We start from the raw sequence: 15,381 nt of genomic DNA, 5'->3' as shown, positions 1-15,381 counted from the left end.
GCGACGCGGGCGGGGCCCTGCCTTACTCGCGCCTGCCCTACGCGCCCCCGCCCGGAGTCAGGCCCGCCACCCGCGCCAGCCGCCTGAAGGAGTCCAGCAGGCCGGCGCGGTCGTACGTACTGGTCGTCACAAGGACCTCCTGCGCGGCACTCTCCTTGATCACCCGCCGCAGCGCGTCCGCCACCTGCTCCTCGGTGCCGTACACATGGCCGCTCAGCCCCGATTCGTAGAAGCCGCGCTCCTTGTCCGTCATGGCCATCGCCTCCACGCGCTCGGCCGGCGGGAGCGGCGGGAACGTGCCGTGCGTGCGGGAGTACGCCATCGACCAGGCCTCCGGAAGCAGCAGGCGACGGGCTGCCTCTTCGCTCTCGGCCACCGCGACGGTGCCCGAGATCATGACGTACGGCTCGGCCAGCCACGGCGAGGGCCGGAAACCCTCGCGGTACCGCTCGATGCCGCGCAGCATCTTCTCGCGGCCCCGGAGGTCGCCGATGACCAGCGGCAGACCCGCCTCGGCGGCGATCGTCGCGCCCTCGCCCACGGCCAGGACGTACGGCGGGACGCTCAGGCCCTCGGCGGGGCGGGCCCGCACCCCCGTGCCGGACGTGCCGCGGAACCAGTCGAGCAGTTCGGCCAGCTGAGCCGCGAAGTCCTCGGCGTCGTGCTTGTCGCGCCCCAGCGCCTTGCGCACCCCGTCGGTGAAGCCCACCGACCGGCCGAGCCCCATGTCGATCCGGCCGGGGAAGAGCGATTCGAGCACCCCGAACTGCTCGGCCACGACGAGCGACTGATGGTTCGGCAGCATCACGCCGCCCGTGCCGACCCGGATGGTGCGGGTGGCCGCCGCGACGGCGGCCGCGAGAACCGTCGGCGCGGACCCCGCGACACCGGGCACACCGTGGTGCTCCGAGACCCAAAAACGGTGATATCCGAGAGCTTCCAGGTCCTGGGCGAGGCGCACGGTGTCGCGCAGGGCCTCCGGACCGTCGTGCCCCTCACGGGTGCGCGAACGGTCGAGGACAGAGAACCGGACTGCTTCCACAGGAGACCCCTTCACCTGGCCGGAAACCAACCTTGACCGCGTCTGGCCGAAGTCTATGGTCTGGACTAATCGGCAGCCGCGAACCCCCGGCCCTGCTCGACCGCAACGCCCGCATCACCCCCACCATTCCCCACCCACTCGCTCACCCCCACGAGAGCACTTCACGCCGCACCCCCCATGAAGCAGCGCCCCGTGAAGGAGTACGCATGGACAAGAAGCGGAAGATAGCCGCGGCGATCGGCGCAGGCATGGCTCCCGTCCTCGCCCTCACCCTGCCGACCGGTTCGGCCAGCGCGCACGGCTACGTCAACGCCCCCGCGAGCCGGCAGGCCCAGTGCGCCGCGCGCACGGTGCCCTGCGGCGACATCAAGTACGAACCGCAGAGCGTCGAGGGGCCCAAGGGCCTGCGCAGCTGCAGCGGCGGCAACGCCCGGTTCGCGGAGCTCGACAACGACAGCAAGGGCTGGAAGGTCAGCGACGTCAGCAGGACGCAGACCTTCACCTGGACGTTCACCGCCCGGCACCGCACCGCGAACTACGAGTACTTCGTCGACGGCACCAAGGTCGCCACCATCGACGGCGGCAACCAGCAGCCACCGGCGACCGTCTCCCACCAGGTCAACCTCGGCAACTTCACCGGCAGGCACAAGGTCCTCGCGGTGTGGAACATCGGCGACACCGCCAACGCCTTCTACGCCTGCATCGACGTCAACATCCGCTGACCGGCGGCCCCGTCAGACAGCGCTGAGCGGATGGGCCGCCGTGGCGGAGCGCGGCGGCCAGGCGCACGGGGCCAGGATGCCGAGGACATAGGCGCGGGCGACGAGAGCCGGCCGGGTCGCCGCGCCCAAGAGCTGCCGCAGGCGGCTGAGGTGATAGTCGACCGTCTGCCGGGACAGCTTCAGCGACGTGGCGATGTCGCCGTTGCTGCTGCCCTCCGCCAGCAGGGAGAGGATGCGGATCTGCGCGGCGGTGAGCGACGGGTGGGCCTCGTGCGCGAGGCTCTGGTGGGTCACGACGGCCCAGACGTACCGGGCCCGTACGGCGGAGTGGCCGATCGTCGTCAGATGGAGCCGCGCACGGCGCCTGAGCCCCTGGGCGTCCACGAGCACCACGGACGTCTCCGTCCGTCTGGTGCGGCGGGACAGCAGGCCCTGCCAGCGGCGGTGCAGCAGATCGAGCCCCGGCTCCGGGGCGAGCAGCGTGTGCGCGCGGCGGCCGACCAGGTCGTGCGGGTCGAGCCGGAACAGCTCCGCGGCCGCCGCGCTCGCCTCGACGACGCGCCCGTTCGCCGAGAGCAGCGCGCAGGGCAGCCCGCTGTGGTCGCGCAGAGCCTGCAGATTCTCCTCCGCCTCCTGCCACCGGACCGTGACGCGCGCCTGATCCGTGACGTCCACGTAGATCCCGGCGACGCAGGTCCGCGCGTTCTCCCGGACGGGAAAGCGGTGGCCCACCGCCCGGCCCGTGCTGCCGTCCCTGCGCCGGTAGCCGAGCGTGTGCCGCACCGGCGCGCCCCTGCTGAGGACCTCCTGATCGAGGGCGCGGAACCGGCCGGCTTCGGCGGGCGCGTCGAGATCCTCGATGTACTTGCCGACGACGTCTTCCGGGACCGTGCCGTAGAGGTGAGCGTAGGCGTGGTTGGCCCACAGGTAGCGTCCATCGCCGTCCCGTATGAAGGCGGCGGCCGGGGCGAGATCCACCAGGTCCGCGAAGCTGTGGGCCCGGCTCTCGCTCGGGGGAAGTGCCTTGAGGCTGGAATCGTCCACAGCGGTCTCCGTCCGTCGTCTCTGACTCTCCGACGCGCGGTCACTCAGGCATTTGCCTGAGTCGTGGGCGCCCATCGAGGCGTCACGGGCGTCTGTGGCCTGGTCCCCTTGAGTGAGCGGGTGAACACGCCCCGCGATGTGGACCGGCTGATTCCCACGGCCTTGTCCCTCATCACGCACGGAGTACGGCGATCCGTGGCAACCGAGACGAATGGAGACGAACTTCCGTGAGCAAGGTGCTGTTAGTGCATGCCAAGGGTGGTCCGCCCCTCGGCCACGTCCTCTCCCGGACGGCCGCGAAGGCGGAAGTACACCTGCTGGCGCTCAGCGCTCTTCCTCCCGCCGTGGCAGGTTCCGCGCACAGACTGTGCGCCTCGGTCGTGACGCCCGACGACGCGCACCACCCCGATCTCGTGTCCCTGATCGTCCGGCGGGCCGAAGCCGTGGGCGCGGACGCGGTGCTCACCTTCTCCGAGTACGCGGTCGTGGCCGTCGCCGAGGCGTGCGAGGCGCTCGGACTCGCGGGGGCGGGCGGCGCCGCCGCGCTCGCCCGCGACAAGCGGCTGATGCGGCACACCTGGCACCAACACGGCCTGCCGCAACCCGCGTTCCGCCCCGTCGCCACCGAGGCGGACCTGCACGCGGCCGCTCGCTCCCTGCCGGGACCGCTGCTGCTCAAGGCCGCCTGGAGCGCCGGGTCCACCGCCCACCAGATCATCCGCTCCCCGCACGAGGCGTCGGCCGCCTGGGCCCGCTCCCGCGACGTCATGGCCGAATCGGCGCAACTGGGCTACGCGGAGCTGCATGTGGCCGAGGCCGACGCGGACTTCGTGGTCGAGCAGATCGTCACCGGCACCGCGTCCGACTGGTTCGACGAGCCGGGCTGGGGCGACTACGTCAGCGTCGAGGGCGTCGTCACGGACGGCACCTTCCACCCGGTCTGCCTCAGCGGCCGGATGCCCACGGTCGAGCCGTTCACCGAACGCGCGAGCATCACCCCCGCCCCGCTGGGCCGGGACGCCCAGGACCGGATCGTGGAGCTGGCCCGGCGCGCGGTCGACGCCCTCGGCCTGCGCGACTGCGGAACCCACACCGAGATCAAGCTAGGCGCCGACGGCAGGATGTGGCTGATCGAGACGGCCGCGCGGTTCGGCGGCGCGATGACCGTGCCGCAGATCGAGGAGGTCTTCGGACTCGACCTGGTCGGCATGCTCGTCGATCACCTCCTCGGACACCGGGTGGAATGGCCCGAGGAGGCTCTCACCCCCGCGCGGGCGCGCGGCGCGGCGGGCTCCCTCGTCGTCCTCGCGGTCGACGGGCGTGGCCGCGCCTGGCCGGACCGCAGGACCTGGGACTTCCCCGCCGTCTCGGCGGACGTCTCCCTCAGCCGAGGCAGCCGCCTGTCGGTGGTCGCGGAGAGCTCGCTCCCCGACGGGAGTGCCGTGCCGGTGTACGACCCGGCCGCGGGCGCCAACACCATGGCGGCCCTGTGCCTGCTCTCCGCCACCGACGCGCGGACCGTACTCCGCGACTTCGAGACCCTGGTGGACGCCCTGCCCCAGGTCCTGCCCGCCGCCCGGCCCTCTGTCGTGGAACCCGAGGAGGTCTCGGTATGACCGCCCACCTGCTCACCGGCGCCGCCGAACCGGCCACGGACCGCACGGTCGTCGGCGAGAACCTCTCCCTGCCGCTCTTCCGCACCCTCTCCGGGGTCCTCGCGGGACACCCGTACCTCAAAGTCGTCGTCGACCGCGCCGAGAACACCTGGCACCTGCTCGACACCGCGGCCCACCCCTTCCACGTCGACTACGTCGCCACGCGCGTCCTGGGCATGGACCTCACCGCCCTCGACGCGGACCTCGACGCGTTCAACGCCTCCGTCTACATGGACCCCGAGCGCCGCTTCCTGCTCGGTGTGCTCTCCCTGCACGCCGACGAGGAGGCCGACGGCCGCGAACGCACCTTCCTCGTCCTGGAGACGACCGAGGCCGACACCATGCACGGCGAACTGCTCGTCTTCTTCTACGAGTTCGTACGCTCCCGGGTCGACGGCAGGCTGCCGCTGCTCCTCAAACCCGCCAACCACGGGCAGGAGGAGGAGCTGGCGGCGATCAGCGAGCAGCGCGTGCCGCGCGTTCTCAGCCACGAACTCTTCGGCTCCCGGACCCGGACGCCGCTCAACCCCGGCGAGGCCACCGGCCGGCTGCGGTTCTTCCGCACGACCGAGGAGTACGAGGCGGCGGAGTTCGAGCTCGGCTGGGCGGACATCGTGGCCATGCCGTGCCTGCCCGACGACGTGCCCCGGGTGGCCGGATTCCTCAACACCGCGCCGATCACCCCGCTCTCCCACACCAACGTCCTCGCCTCCGGCTGGGGCATCCCCAACGCGATCGTGCGCGACCTCGAACAGCTCGTCGAGAAGGACGGCCTGGACGGCGCGTGGGTCCGCTACCGGGTCCGCGACGACGAGATATCCCTGGAGCGGCTCGACCACGACCCCGCCCTGCGGGCCCCGGCCTGGCACCAGCAGCGCATCCGCCTCGAACCGCCCCTGCTCGACGACACCCCCGTCCTGTCCCTGCACCGGCTGCGCGCCGCCGACCGCGACCGCTACGGCACCAAGGCGGCCAACCTCGGCGAGCTGCACCACGTGCTCGACAGCCGTACGGCCGACCTGACCGCCTTCTACGGACGGCCCCGCCCGCCGCGAGAGCACCTCTACGGACACTTGGCGGCCCGCCTCGGCCTGACCGCACCCGCCGAAGGCGAACTCCGCGCGCGTGCGGCCGAGTTCGTGTCCCGGACGGTCGGCGCCCCGGACGGCGTCGCGCTGCCCTTCGCGCTCCAGCAGCACTTCCTCGCCTCCTCGCCCGCACTCCAACAGGGCATCGGCAAGCTGAAGATGGCACTCGAACTCGACGCGACCGACGTCCTGGACTCGCTCTGCCTGCAACTCCAGCACCTGATCCGGCAGACCCCCGTCCCCGAGTCGGTCACCCGGCAGATCAGCCAGGCATTTCCCGCCCCCGCCGGGTCGCGCGGCCGCCTGGTGGTGCGCTCCTCGTCCAACGCCGAGGACCTGCCGGGCTTCTCCGCCGCGGGCGTCTACGACTCCGTCACCACCGTCCACGGCACCGGCGAACTCCTGGAGGCCGTACGCCAGGTGTGGGCCTCGCTGCTCTCACCCCGCAGCGTGCGCCTCCGCCACCAGGTCGGCATCTCCCTGGACGACACCTATATGGGCGTCATCATCCAGGAGTACGTGCCCGCCTCCCTGGGCGGCGTCCTGGTGACCTGCAACCCCACCCGCCGCGAGGACTTCCGCAACGTCTACCTCAACTGTTCCCCCGGCTCCCCGGAACAGGTGGTCGAGGGCTCGGTCCTGCCGCAGCAGTACCTGTACAACACCGTGGAGGGCGGCGGCCGCACCGTCGCCCTGGGCTCCTGGGGCGACGCGCTCTCCGCCGCCACCCGCGCCCGGCTCGCCGACCTGTCCCTGACCGGGCGGCTCCTCCAGTCTCACTTCAGCGCGGACGACGTGGACCGGCCACTGGACATCGAGTGGCTGATGACCGACCGGGGCGACTTCCGGCTGGTCCAGATCCGCCCGTACGCACTGTGAAGGCGCCCTCCGGCAAGGCGGCGCCAACCGACCTCACGCCGACCGCCCAACGCATCATCCGGCTCAACTACGGCTTCCAGCTGCTGTTCAACCTGCTGTGGTGGATGCCCGTCTTCTACGCCTACCAGAAGGAGGCCGGGCTCTCCGACGGGCAGATCTTCGGCATCCAGAGCATCTACTACGTGGCCTTCTGCCTGTTCGAGATCCCGACCGGCCTGATCGCCGACCGGATCGGCACCCGCAACTGCCTGCGGGCCGGCGCGGTGGTCATGACGGCGGCGAACCTGGCTCCGGTGTTCAGCGCCTCCTACACCGGCTTCCTCGTCCACTTCCTGGCCATCGCTGCGGGCCGCTCCCTCACCTCGGGGGCGGCCAGCGCCTACCTGTACGACGGGCTGCGCGCCGAGAAGTGCGGCGAGCACTACCTGAGGGCGGAGGGGACCGCACGGGCACTGGGGCTGGTGGCGAAGGTCGTGTGCTGGCCGCTGGTCGGCCCCCTGATGGCCGTGGCGCACCCGACCCCGTACGTGCTCAGCGCCGCGAGCGCGGCGGGCTCCCTCGCCTGCGCGGTCGCGCTGCCGCGCCTCGCGGGGGCGGGCGGCGGCGCGGGGAAGAGGGTGGGCGGGGGAGGCGCGTTCCTGCGGGACGCGGGCACCGCGCTCCGCTGCGTCGCAGCCTCACGGTGGCTGGCACTGGTCATGGTGCAGGGAGTTGCTGTCTTCACGCTCTCCCGCATCTGCCAGGTCAACCTCTTCCAGCCGATCCTCCTCGACCACGGCATCGCGGAGGCCTCGCACGGCGGTGTGATGGCGGCGATGACGGTGGCGGAGGCAGTGGCCTCGGCCCGCCCGCAGTGGCTGAGCCGCCGCCTGCCGCCGGTCGCCTGGGTCTCGATCCTCAGCCTCGCCCTCGCGGGCAGTCTGGCGGCCATGACGCTCGGCGGGCCGTGGGCCGTCGTCGCGCTGCTCTGCCTGTTCGCCGCCGCGACCGGCTTCGCGTACCCCATCCAGCGCAAACTGGTGAACGACGCGGTGCCCGCGCACGCCCCGCGTGCCACCCTGCTCTCCGTCGAGAGCATCGTGGACCGCGCGGTGTGCGCACTGGCCGCGATCGCCGTGGGCGCCTATCTCGCTGCCGGGCGTCTGGACGCACTGCTGTGGCACAGCGCGCTCGCGACGGCGGTGCTGCTCGGCGTCTTCCAACTGCTCCTGCGCAGCGGGATGGTCAAGCAGGGGAGTGGTGCCGGTCCCCGAGCAGTTCCACCAGCCGAACCGGAAGAAACGCGGGCCGGTGCGGCCGGCCCACCTGATACGGCACGAAGCCGACCGCGGAAGCGGCTCTGACCTCCTCGGCGGTCTCCGCCTGATGGACGACCCGGCACCCGTCCGAACCGGCCTTCGCCCGCTGCCACAGGGCGGGGGCCGGTTTGCGCTCCGCCTCGGTGCGCGGGGTGAGGATGCGGTCGCCGAAGTCCTGCCACGCGAAGGGCGTGGACCCGTGCCACGTGGCGTCGACCTCCCGCTTCAGCCGGGCGGCACGCTCGGCGTCGGTCGCGCCCCAAGCGGACGGCACATTGGTGATCAGACCGACCCGGATGTGCCGTTCGCGCAGTTCACGCAGGTAGGAGTCCGCCCCGGGCCGGTAGCCGATGCCGCCGTCCTCGGCGGTGTGCACGAGGGTCTCGCCCAGGTCGAAGTACACGATGGGGCAGGCGGGCGCCGCCGCGCGCGCCGGACCGCAGAGCACGGCAGGCGCCAGCGCCACGCTCAACGCGAGGCTCCCTCGCACGAGCCCCCTGAAGGCAGTTCGCTTCCATACGGCCACAGCCTTGTCCCCCCCAGCTTCCCTCACGCCCACCCAAGCACACTGCTCCACTGTGCTCTACCCCCGTTCTAGGCTGTCCACGTGACCGAAGACAACAGACCCCTGGCCGTGTTCGACCTGGACGGCACCCTCGCGGACACCGCGCACCGCCAGCGGTACCTGGAGCGCAAGCCCCGCGACTGGGACGCGTTCTTCGCGGCGGCACCGCAGGATCCGGCGCTGGCCCGCGGCGTCGAACTGGCCCTGGCGAGCGCGGAGGAGTGCGAGGTCGTCTACCTCACCGGACGCCCCGAGCGCTGCCGCGCGGACACGGAGGAGTGGCTGGCCCGCCACGGCCTGCCGGCCGGGCGCATCTGGATGCGCCGCAACGACGACCGCCGCCCCGCACGCCGCACCAAGCTGGAGATCCTCCGCGGCATCGCCCGCAAGCGTGAGATCCGCATCCTGGTCGACGACGACGAACTGGTCTGCGAAGAGGCAAAACGAGCAGGCTTCCCCGTCCACAGAGCCGACTGGGCAACACCATCAGCCCCCCTGAAGGACGCCCAAGAACGAGAGGGCCGCACCTGACCACTCCGCTGGGGGGCGCCCCGCCCAGGGGCGCGGGGAACGGCGCGAAATCCACGAACGCGCCTGCAGCAGACGACACACCAGAACGCCCCGTTAAGGGGCGCGGGGAACGGCGCGAAATCCACGAACGCACCCGCAGCCGACGACGCGCCGAAAGAGCCCCTATCAGGGGCGCGGGGAACGGCGCGAGCAACCACAAAACACCCGCAGCCGACGACGCTCCGTCGCACCCCGCCCCGCGAAGCGCTACTCATCCTCCAGACGGAACCCCACCTTGAGCCCCACCTGATAGTGCTTGATCTCCCCGTCCTCAATGTGGCCCCGCACCTGCGTGACCTCGAACCAGTCCAGCGACCGGAGCGTCTGCGCGGCGCGCGCGACCCCGTTGCGGATCGCCTGGTCGACGCCCTCGTGGGACGTACCGACGATCTCGGTGACACGGTAGGTGTGGTTCGACATGAGGGTGATTCCTCCGGGCCGTCGGGAGTGAGGTCGTACGACCGATGTCGTACGACTCCGTGCAGTACCGTCACTCCACCGTGCCCCAACCCGCCCAGGAGCGCGAGATGGCACGCAAGATGACCGCTGCCCCTTGACCAGCGCATTGGTACGGACCAAACTCCAAGCCAGTAACCCGTTCGAGCCACGTGCTCACCCCCCGCGTCGGGCTGACCTTCCCTGTCCGCAGGCAGAAAGCGACCCACGTGAAACCGCACCGCCGCGCCACCGCGTCCCTGGCGCTCACCCTCTCCTCCACCGTCCTGCTTGCCGGCTGCGGCGTGCTCCCCGGCGGGGACGACAGCAGGACCGTCACGGTCTGGCTGATGCGGGGCAGCGCGTCGCCCGAGTTCGTGGAGCGCTTCACGGCGGACTTCGAGAAGGAGCACGACGGCATCGACCTGGACATCCGCGTCCAGGAATGGACGGGCATCGGCGCCAAGGTGAAGAAGGCGCTGAAGGAGGAGGGCGGCGACGGACCCGAGGTCATCGAGGTCGGCAACACCCAGGTGGCGCAGTACGTCGACGAGGGCGGCCTGTACGACCTCACCCTGGAGTCCGCACGCGACCTCGGCATGGACGACTGGCTCCCCGGCCTCGCCGAGCCGGGCCGCTACCGCGGTGCCCAGTACGGCATCCCCTGGTACGCCGCGAACCGCGTCGTCATCTACAACAAGGACCTCTTCGCGCAGGCGGGCATCACCGAGCCGCCCCGTACCCGCGAGGAGTGGATCACGGTCACCGAGAAGCTCAACACCGGTGGCAAGCAGGGGATCTACCTCGCCGGCCAGGACTGGTACACCCTTGCCGGGTTCATCTGGGACGAGGGCGGCGACCTCGCCAAGGAGACCAAGGAGTCGTCCGGCGACTGGCGCGGCGCCCTGCACACGCCCGCGGCGCTGCGCGGCATGGAGTTCTACCAGCGGCTGCAGGCGCTCGGCGACGGCCCGCGCGACGCCGACGAGGAGCATCCGTCGCAGGCCGGCGTGTTCGCGGGCGGCGACGTCGCCCAGATCATCGCGGTGCCCGGCGCGGCCCGCGCCATCGAGGAGAAGAACCCCGAACTGAAGGGGAAACTCGGCTACTTCCCGATCCCCGGCAAGAAGGCCGGCAAGCCCGGCGCGGTCTTCACCGGCGGCTCCGACCTCGTCGTGCCCGAGCACAGCGACGACCACAAGGGCGCGGTCGAGGTCATCGAGGCGCTGGCGGGCAAGAAGTGGCAGACCGATCTCGCGCGGACCATGAACTACGTCCCGAACAAGGCGAAGCTGGCCCCCGCGGTCACCGGTGAGGAGGGCGTCGCTGCGATGGCCGTCGGCGCCGCGAACGGCCGGGCGACGCCCAACTCGCCGCGCTGGGCGGCCGTCGAGGCGGACAATCCCATCAAGGGCTACATGACGAAGGTCCTGACGGGCGGCGACCCGGCGACCGAGGCCCGTGCGGCGTCGCGCCGGATCACGGAGGCGCTGGACGTCGGCGGCCTGTGACGGGTGCCCGGCCCCGCCGCAGGGGGGCGGGGCCGGGCACCCGTCGGCACGGCTCTACGCCACCGTGCTCAGCGAAAGCGCGAAGCGCGCCCTCTCGTCCGTCCACCAGTGCGTCATCTCCAGGCCGGATCCGGCCAGTTCGGCGCGCACGCCGTCCTCGCGGAACTTGGCCGAGATCTCCGTGCGGAGCTCCTCGCCCGCGGCGAAGTCGACCGCCAGGTCGAGCGCGTGGATCTTCACGGTCTGGTCGGCCGTGGAGCGCAGCCGCATCTCGATCCACTCGCGCTCGCGGTCCCAGACGGCGACGTGCTCGAAGGCGTCCGGGTCGAAGTCCCCGGCCAGTTCGCGGTTGATCACCGCCAGGACGTTCTTGTTGAACGCACCCGTCACGCCCGTCGCGTCGTCGTACGCCGAGACGAGCACCGACTCGTCCTTGACGAGGTCCGTGCCGAGGAGCAGCGCGTCGCCGGGGGCGAGGAGGTCGCGTACCGAGGCCAGGAACGTGGTGCGTTCGGCGGGCAGCAGGTTGCCGATCGTGCCGCCGAGGAACGCGACCAGGCGCGGACCCGGCGTGCCCGGCAGCGCGAGGCCGCGGGTGAAGTCGGCGATCAGGGCGTGCACTTCGAGCCGGGGCCGCTGCGCGAGCAGGGTGTTCGCGGCGCCGGTCAGCGCGCTCTCGCTCACGTCCACGGGGACGTAGGTGTGCAGGTCGGGCAGGGAGTCGATCAGGTGGCGGGTCTTCTCCGAGGATCCCGAACCCAGCTCGATCAGCGTGCGTGCCTTCGTGATCTCGGCGATCAGCTCCGAGCGGGTGACCAGGATCTCGCGCTCGGCGCGGGTGGGGTAGTACTCGGGCAGGGTGGTGATCTCCTCGAAGAGGGCGCTGCCGCGCGCGTCGTAGAACCACTTGGGCGGCAGGGTCTTCGGGGTGCGGGTGAGGCCGTGCAGGACGTCGGCGCGCAGCGCGGCGTCGGTGGCGTCCTCGGGCAGGGTGCGGGTCAGCAGGAACGGGCTCACGCAGGGGGCTCCTTGAGCGGGGTCAGCAGTACGTCGGTGCGGCTGGCGGCGAGCAGGGTGCGGTCGGGCACCTCGCGCCAGTGCGGGTCGTCGTCGTAGGGCTCGGAGGCCACGACGGTGCGGCGGCCGGGCTCCGCGAGATACCAGAGGGTGTCGCCCCAGGCGGTCGCGGTGATCGTCTCGCCGTTGGTGAGCAGGAGGTTGAGGCGTGAGGCGGGGGCCGCCTCCGCGACCTCCAGGACGGTGTCGGCGAGGGCCTGCCCCTCCTCGTCGCCGCGGCGCAGCCGGTGCAGGACGAGCGCCCACACCAGCGCGGAGTCGCAGCGCGCCTCCATCGAGAGCAGCTCGTCGGGCGGCAGGGTCCCGGTGAGCGGGGCGAGCGAGCGGGGCCAGCCGGTGACCGCGCCGTTGTGGCTGAACAGCCACGGCCCGGAGGCGAACGGCGCCGCCGCGGCCTCCCCGTCCGCGCCCGCCAGGGTCGCGTCGCGCACCGCGCCGAGCAGCGCCCCTGAGCGCACGACCCGGGCCAGGTCGGCGAAGGACGCGTCGCCCCAGATGGGCCCGGAGCGGCGGTACCGCCCGGGGACCGGGTCCCCTTCGGCGTACCAGCCCACGCCGAAACCGTCGGCGTTGACGGTGCCGTAGCGCTGTCTGCGGGGCGCCCACGACTGCCGGAACAGGCTGTGGGCGGGCGTCACGAGGACGCCGCCCAGCGGCTCCGGCGGGCCGAGATAGGCGAGATGACGGCACATCAGGCGGTCTCCGGTTCCGGCGCGTCGGCGGGCCCGGCGTCCCGTGCCGTGCGGAACCCGGCGAATATCTGCCGCCGCACCGGGTGGTCCCAGTTGCGGAACGTGCCGCGGCAGGCCACCGCGTCGACGGAGAAGGCGCCACCGCGCAGCACCTTGTAGTCGCCGCCGAAGAAGACGTCGGAGTACTCGCGGTAGGGGAAGGCGGAGAAGCCCGGGTACGGCAGGAAGTCGCCGGCCGTCCACTCCCAGACGTCGCCCATCAACTGCCGCACGCCGTAAGCCGATTCGCCCGCTGGGTAGCTTCCGGCGGGGGCGGGGCGCAGGTGGCGCTGCCCCAGGTTGGCGCGCTCGGGCGTGGGGTCCGCGTCACCCCACGGGTAGCGCATCGACCGGTCGGTCACCGGGTCGTGCCGGGCCGCCTTCTCCCACTCCACCTCGCTGGGCAGGCGCCGGCCGGCCCAGCGGGCGTAGGCGTCCGCCTCGTACCAGCTGACGTGCAGCACCGGCTCGTCGGCGGGCACCGGCTCGACCGTGCCGAAGTGCCGCCGCAGCCACTGGCCGCCCTCGCGCCGCCAGAACAGCGGCGCCCGGAGCTCGTGCCGCCGGACCATCGCCCAGCCGGCCGGATCCCACCACTGGATCCGTTCGTAGCCGCCGTCCTCGATGAAACGCTGGTACGCGGCGTTCGTCACCGGAGTCGTGTCGATGAAGAACGGCGGGACGAGGCGCCGGTGCGCCGGACGTTCGTTGTCGAGCGCCCAGGGCTCGGTGGAGGTGCCCATGGTGAACGGGCCGCCGGGCACGAGGACTTCGGAGGGCCCGGCGAAGGGCTCTCCGACGGGAGGTTCCGGCGCGGTGAGAGCGGTCGGGCCCGACCGCAGCTGATGCGTGATCAGCATCGTCTCGTCGTGCTGCTGCTCGTGCTGCGCGATCATGCCGAAGGCGAAGCCCGCGTCGGTGAGCGGCGTGCCGCGGAACGGCGTCCTCTCCAGCACGTCGAGCGCGCGGCCGCGCACCTCGGCCGCGTAGCCGCGGGCCTCGGCGGGCGCAAGCAGCGGCAGGCTCGGGCGCTCGGCGCGGGGATGCTCGAAGGCGTCGTACAGCGGGTCGATCTCGGGCCGCATGGCGTCACGGCCGGCGACCGCGCGCAGCAGCCACTGCTCCTCCTGGTTGCCTATGTGCGCGAGGTCCCAGACCAGCGGCGACATCAACGGGGAGTGCTGCGCGGTGAGTTCGGCGTCCTCCACACAGCTGGTGAGGAGGGTCGTACGGTCCCGGGCGGCCAGGAGCGCGGCCAGGGCGCGCTCCCGCAGGGCTTCCGGGTCGGCGGTGGGGCCTGTCATCGGCGGGAGTCCTTCCCAGGTGTGTCAAGGGGGCGACGGCCGTCACGCAGGCCGTCCAGCAGGTCGTCGGCCGGGCAGCGGCCCCGCGCGACGTACTGCGCGGCATACGTCGCCACGGCGTCCCGCACGGAAGCGGGCGCGCCGAGCCGGGGCAGCGCGTCGACGGCGGCGGCGAAGCAGACGACGGCGGCCTCGCGCAGTTCGGGGTCGGCCGGGCCGTGGCGCGCCGCGTCCAGCCAGAGCGGGCTGTGCGGCGCGGCGGGCGAGCCCGGCGGCCCGGACCGCTCGGCCAGCGGCTTCACGGCGCGGTAGGCGGTCTCGGCCGCCTCCGGGTCGTCGAACAGCGCGCTCGTCACGGCGAGCGGCACGATCCAGCCGTCCTCGCCGGGCTGCGCGTCGACCATCCGCAGCTCCAGGTGACCGCGCGGGCGGACCGGCGGGAACAGCGTGGTCAGGTGGTAGGCGAGATCCTCGCGGGTGGGTCTGCGCGGCGCGCCGCGACGGGCCCACGCACGGAAACTCATCCCCTCCGGGACGGTCCAGGGCCCCTCGCCGGGCTCTCTCCGCACGCACATGACCGGCGCGTCCAGGGCGTGCCGGGTCCAGGCCTCCCGCGGCTCCACGTCGAGCGGCGGTGCGCCGGATCTGCCGGGCTCGATGCCCGCCCACACGGCCTGCCGGGTCGAACGCCAGCCGGTGGGCCGGCCGTCCTGCAGCGGCGAGTTGGCGAACGCGGCGACCAGGACGGGCCCCAGCAGATGCGCGAGACGCCAGCGCCGCGCGTAACCGAGCGGGCCTGGCTCCTCGTGGCCGGCGTCGAGACAGATCTGCACCGACGCCGTCGAGCACATCATGCGGCGGCCGGCCGGGCCCCCGCGGTCGAGGCAGGACTCCAGCGCGTCATAGCGGGGCTCGCGCAGCACCCGCGACGGCGGCCGCCACGGATCGGCGCCGACCCCGCTGAGGGTGAGGTGGTGGGAACGTAATACGTCGCGTACGACGGCGAGATCGGCCCGCATGGCCGAGATGCACTCCGTCAGCGAGGCGGCGGGCAGCGAGCTGAGCTCCAGCTGACCGCCGGGTTCGACGGTGACGGACGAGTGCAGGGGCAGGGCCCGCAGTGCGGCGTAGGCCGCTTCACGGCGGGCGGCGGGCACGGGCAGGTGGGGCGCACCTGGCGCGTGGACGAGCCACTCCAGCTCGACACCGGTGGTGCGAGGTGGTCCCGTCTTGAAGCAGATGCCGCGGACCAGCGCCTCCACTTCGGCTTCCGACACCGTGTCGCGCGCCTTCGTGCGGCGCGCGGTGCGGTGTTCCGTACAGTCTCCCTCAGGCATGCCGGGATCCTTCCTTCCGATGCTGCTCGTCACACCCAAAACCTTTGCGGGCGTCCGCACAAGAGTGCCCCTCAGGCCGTTCCCGCACCAGGAATTTCCGTGACGCCGCCCACCGCACGAGGC

14 protein-coding genes are annotated in these 15,381 nt (G+C 72.3%); 6 read left to right on the top strand and 8 right to left on the bottom strand.

The genetic code is table 11. The features are described from left to right. Nucleotides 1-37 precede the first annotated feature (37 nt). Nucleotides 38-1,042, bottom strand: coding sequence for an LLM class flavin-dependent oxidoreductase (locus ACH4D5_RS04915; protein WP_398298672.1), 1,005 nt, complete (start codon nucleotides 1,040-1,042; stop codon nucleotides 38-40). A gap of 206 nt (nucleotides 1,043-1,248) precedes the next feature. Between ACH4D5_RS04915 and ACH4D5_RS04910 the strand changes: the two genes are divergently transcribed. Further along, on the top strand, nucleotides 1,249-1,764 hold the full coding sequence (locus ACH4D5_RS04910; RefSeq protein WP_398298670.1) for a lytic polysaccharide monooxygenase auxiliary activity family 9 protein: 516 nt from the start codon (nucleotides 1,249-1,251) through the stop codon (nucleotides 1,762-1,764). 12 nt (nucleotides 1,765-1,776) lie between these two features. Here ACH4D5_RS04910 and ACH4D5_RS04905 read toward each other — a convergent pair whose 3' ends face one another. Continuing rightward, the gene (locus tag ACH4D5_RS04905) at nucleotides 1,777-2,808 is read right to left on the bottom strand and encodes a PAS domain-containing protein (protein ID WP_398298667.1); all 1,032 of its coding nucleotides are present in this window, start codon (nucleotides 2,806-2,808) and stop codon (nucleotides 1,777-1,779) included. Nucleotides 2,809-3,035: 227 nt separating this feature from the next. Between ACH4D5_RS04905 and ACH4D5_RS04900 the strand changes: the two genes are divergently transcribed. Genes ACH4D5_RS04900 through ACH4D5_RS04890 form a run of 3 tightly spaced genes read left to right on the top strand, consistent with a single transcriptional unit; the run spans nucleotide 3,036 to nucleotide 7,773 of the window. After that, nucleotides 3,036-4,424 carry an acetyl-CoA carboxylase biotin carboxylase subunit family protein gene (locus ACH4D5_RS04900; RefSeq protein WP_398298665.1) on the top strand — a complete coding sequence of 463 codons (1,389 nt, stop codon included), beginning with the start codon at nucleotides 3,036-3,038 and terminating at the stop codon, nucleotides 4,422-4,424. After that, nucleotides 4,421-6,430: a PEP/pyruvate-binding domain-containing protein gene (locus ACH4D5_RS04895; protein ID WP_398298663.1), complete on the top strand. Its 2,010-nt coding sequence runs from the start codon at nucleotides 4,421-4,423 to the stop codon at nucleotides 6,428-6,430. Before ACH4D5_RS04900 ends, ACH4D5_RS04895 begins: the two co-directional genes overlap by 4 nt. Beyond that, a complete protein-coding gene (locus ACH4D5_RS04890) occupies nucleotides 6,427-7,773 on the top strand; it encodes an MFS transporter (RefSeq protein ID WP_398298661.1) in 1,347 nt (448 codons plus the stop codon). Before ACH4D5_RS04895 ends, ACH4D5_RS04890 begins: the two co-directional genes overlap by 4 nt. On the opposite strand, the gene ACH4D5_RS04885 is transcribed toward ACH4D5_RS04890, so the two are convergent. After that, nucleotides 7,655-8,194, bottom strand: a complete 540-nt coding sequence (locus ACH4D5_RS04885) for a hypothetical protein (protein ID WP_398299942.1) — start codon at nucleotides 8,192-8,194, stop codon at nucleotides 7,655-7,657. The two genes, ACH4D5_RS04890 and ACH4D5_RS04885, sit on opposite strands and share 119 nt — an antisense overlap. A gap of 141 nt (nucleotides 8,195-8,335) precedes the next feature. On the opposite strand from ACH4D5_RS04885, the gene ACH4D5_RS04880 reads away from it, so the two are divergent. Then, nucleotides 8,336-8,824, top strand: coding sequence for an HAD family acid phosphatase (locus ACH4D5_RS04880; RefSeq protein ID WP_398298659.1), 489 nt, complete (start codon nucleotides 8,336-8,338; stop codon nucleotides 8,822-8,824). A gap of 246 nt (nucleotides 8,825-9,070) precedes the next feature. Here ACH4D5_RS04880 and ACH4D5_RS04875 read toward each other — a convergent pair whose 3' ends face one another. Beyond that, nucleotides 9,071-9,283, bottom strand: a complete 213-nt coding sequence (locus tag ACH4D5_RS04875) for a dodecin (protein ID WP_398298657.1) — start codon at nucleotides 9,281-9,283, stop codon at nucleotides 9,071-9,073. 245 nt (nucleotides 9,284-9,528) lie between these two features. On the opposite strand from ACH4D5_RS04875, the gene ACH4D5_RS04870 reads away from it, so the two are divergent. Further along, complete coding sequence (locus tag ACH4D5_RS04870) at nucleotides 9,529-10,809, top strand: extracellular solute-binding protein (protein WP_398298655.1); 1,281 nt, start codon at nucleotides 9,529-9,531, stop codon at nucleotides 10,807-10,809. A gap of 54 nt (nucleotides 10,810-10,863) precedes the next feature. On the opposite strand, the gene egtD is transcribed toward ACH4D5_RS04870, so the two are convergent. From egtD to egtA, 4 genes are read right to left on the bottom strand one after another with little or no spacing between them, the layout of a single operon-like run. Next, entirely contained in the window at nucleotides 10,864-11,826 is a 963-nt protein-coding gene (gene egtD / locus ACH4D5_RS04865) for an L-histidine N(alpha)-methyltransferase (protein WP_398298653.1), read from the bottom strand. Then, entirely contained in the window at nucleotides 11,823-12,578 is a 756-nt protein-coding gene (gene egtC / locus ACH4D5_RS04860; protein ID WP_398298651.1) for an ergothioneine biosynthesis protein EgtC, read from the bottom strand. Before egtC ends, egtD begins: the two co-directional genes overlap by 4 nt. Then, nucleotides 12,578-13,921: an ergothioneine biosynthesis protein EgtB gene (gene egtB / locus ACH4D5_RS04855; protein WP_398298649.1), complete on the bottom strand. Its 1,344-nt coding sequence runs from the start codon at nucleotides 13,919-13,921 to the stop codon at nucleotides 12,578-12,580. Before egtB ends, egtC begins: the two co-directional genes overlap by 1 nt. After that, nucleotides 13,918-15,258 carry an ergothioneine biosynthesis glutamate--cysteine ligase EgtA gene (gene egtA, locus ACH4D5_RS04850; protein ID WP_398298648.1) on the bottom strand — a complete coding sequence of 447 codons (1,341 nt, stop codon included), beginning with the start codon at nucleotides 15,256-15,258 and terminating at the stop codon, nucleotides 13,918-13,920. Before egtA ends, egtB begins: the two co-directional genes overlap by 4 nt. Between the last annotated feature and the right edge of the window lie 123 nt (nucleotides 15,259-15,381).

The sequence above is a fragment of the Streptomyces sp. NPDC018029 genome (genome assembly GCF_044327655.1).
GTDB lineage: Bacteria > Actinomycetota > Actinomycetes > Streptomycetales > Streptomycetaceae > Streptomyces.
This window is presented reverse-complemented; position numbering and strand designations above follow the sequence as displayed.

Bases quoted from the DNA above. Each gene is read 5' to 3' on its own strand.
- ACH4D5_RS04875 (WP_398298657.1), bottom strand. From the start codon at position 9,283: ATGTCGAACCACACCTACCGTGTCACCGAGATCGTCGGTACGTCCCAC.
- ACH4D5_RS04895 (WP_398298663.1), top strand. From the start codon at position 4,421: ATGACCGCCCACCTGCTCACCGGCGCCGCCGAACCGGCCACGGACCGC.
- egtC (WP_398298651.1), bottom strand. From the start codon at position 12,578: ATGTGCCGTCATCTCGCCTATCTCGGCCCGCCGGAGCCGCTGGGCGGC.
- egtA (WP_398298648.1), bottom strand. From the start codon at position 15,258: ATGCCTGAGGGAGACTGTACGGAACACCGCACCGCGCGCCGCACGAAG.
- egtB (WP_398298649.1), bottom strand. From the start codon at position 13,921: ATGACAGGCCCCACCGCCGACCCGGAAGCCCTGCGGGAGCGCGCCCTG.
- ACH4D5_RS04910 (WP_398298670.1), top strand. From the start codon at position 1,249: ATGGACAAGAAGCGGAAGATAGCCGCGGCGATCGGCGCAGGCATGGCT.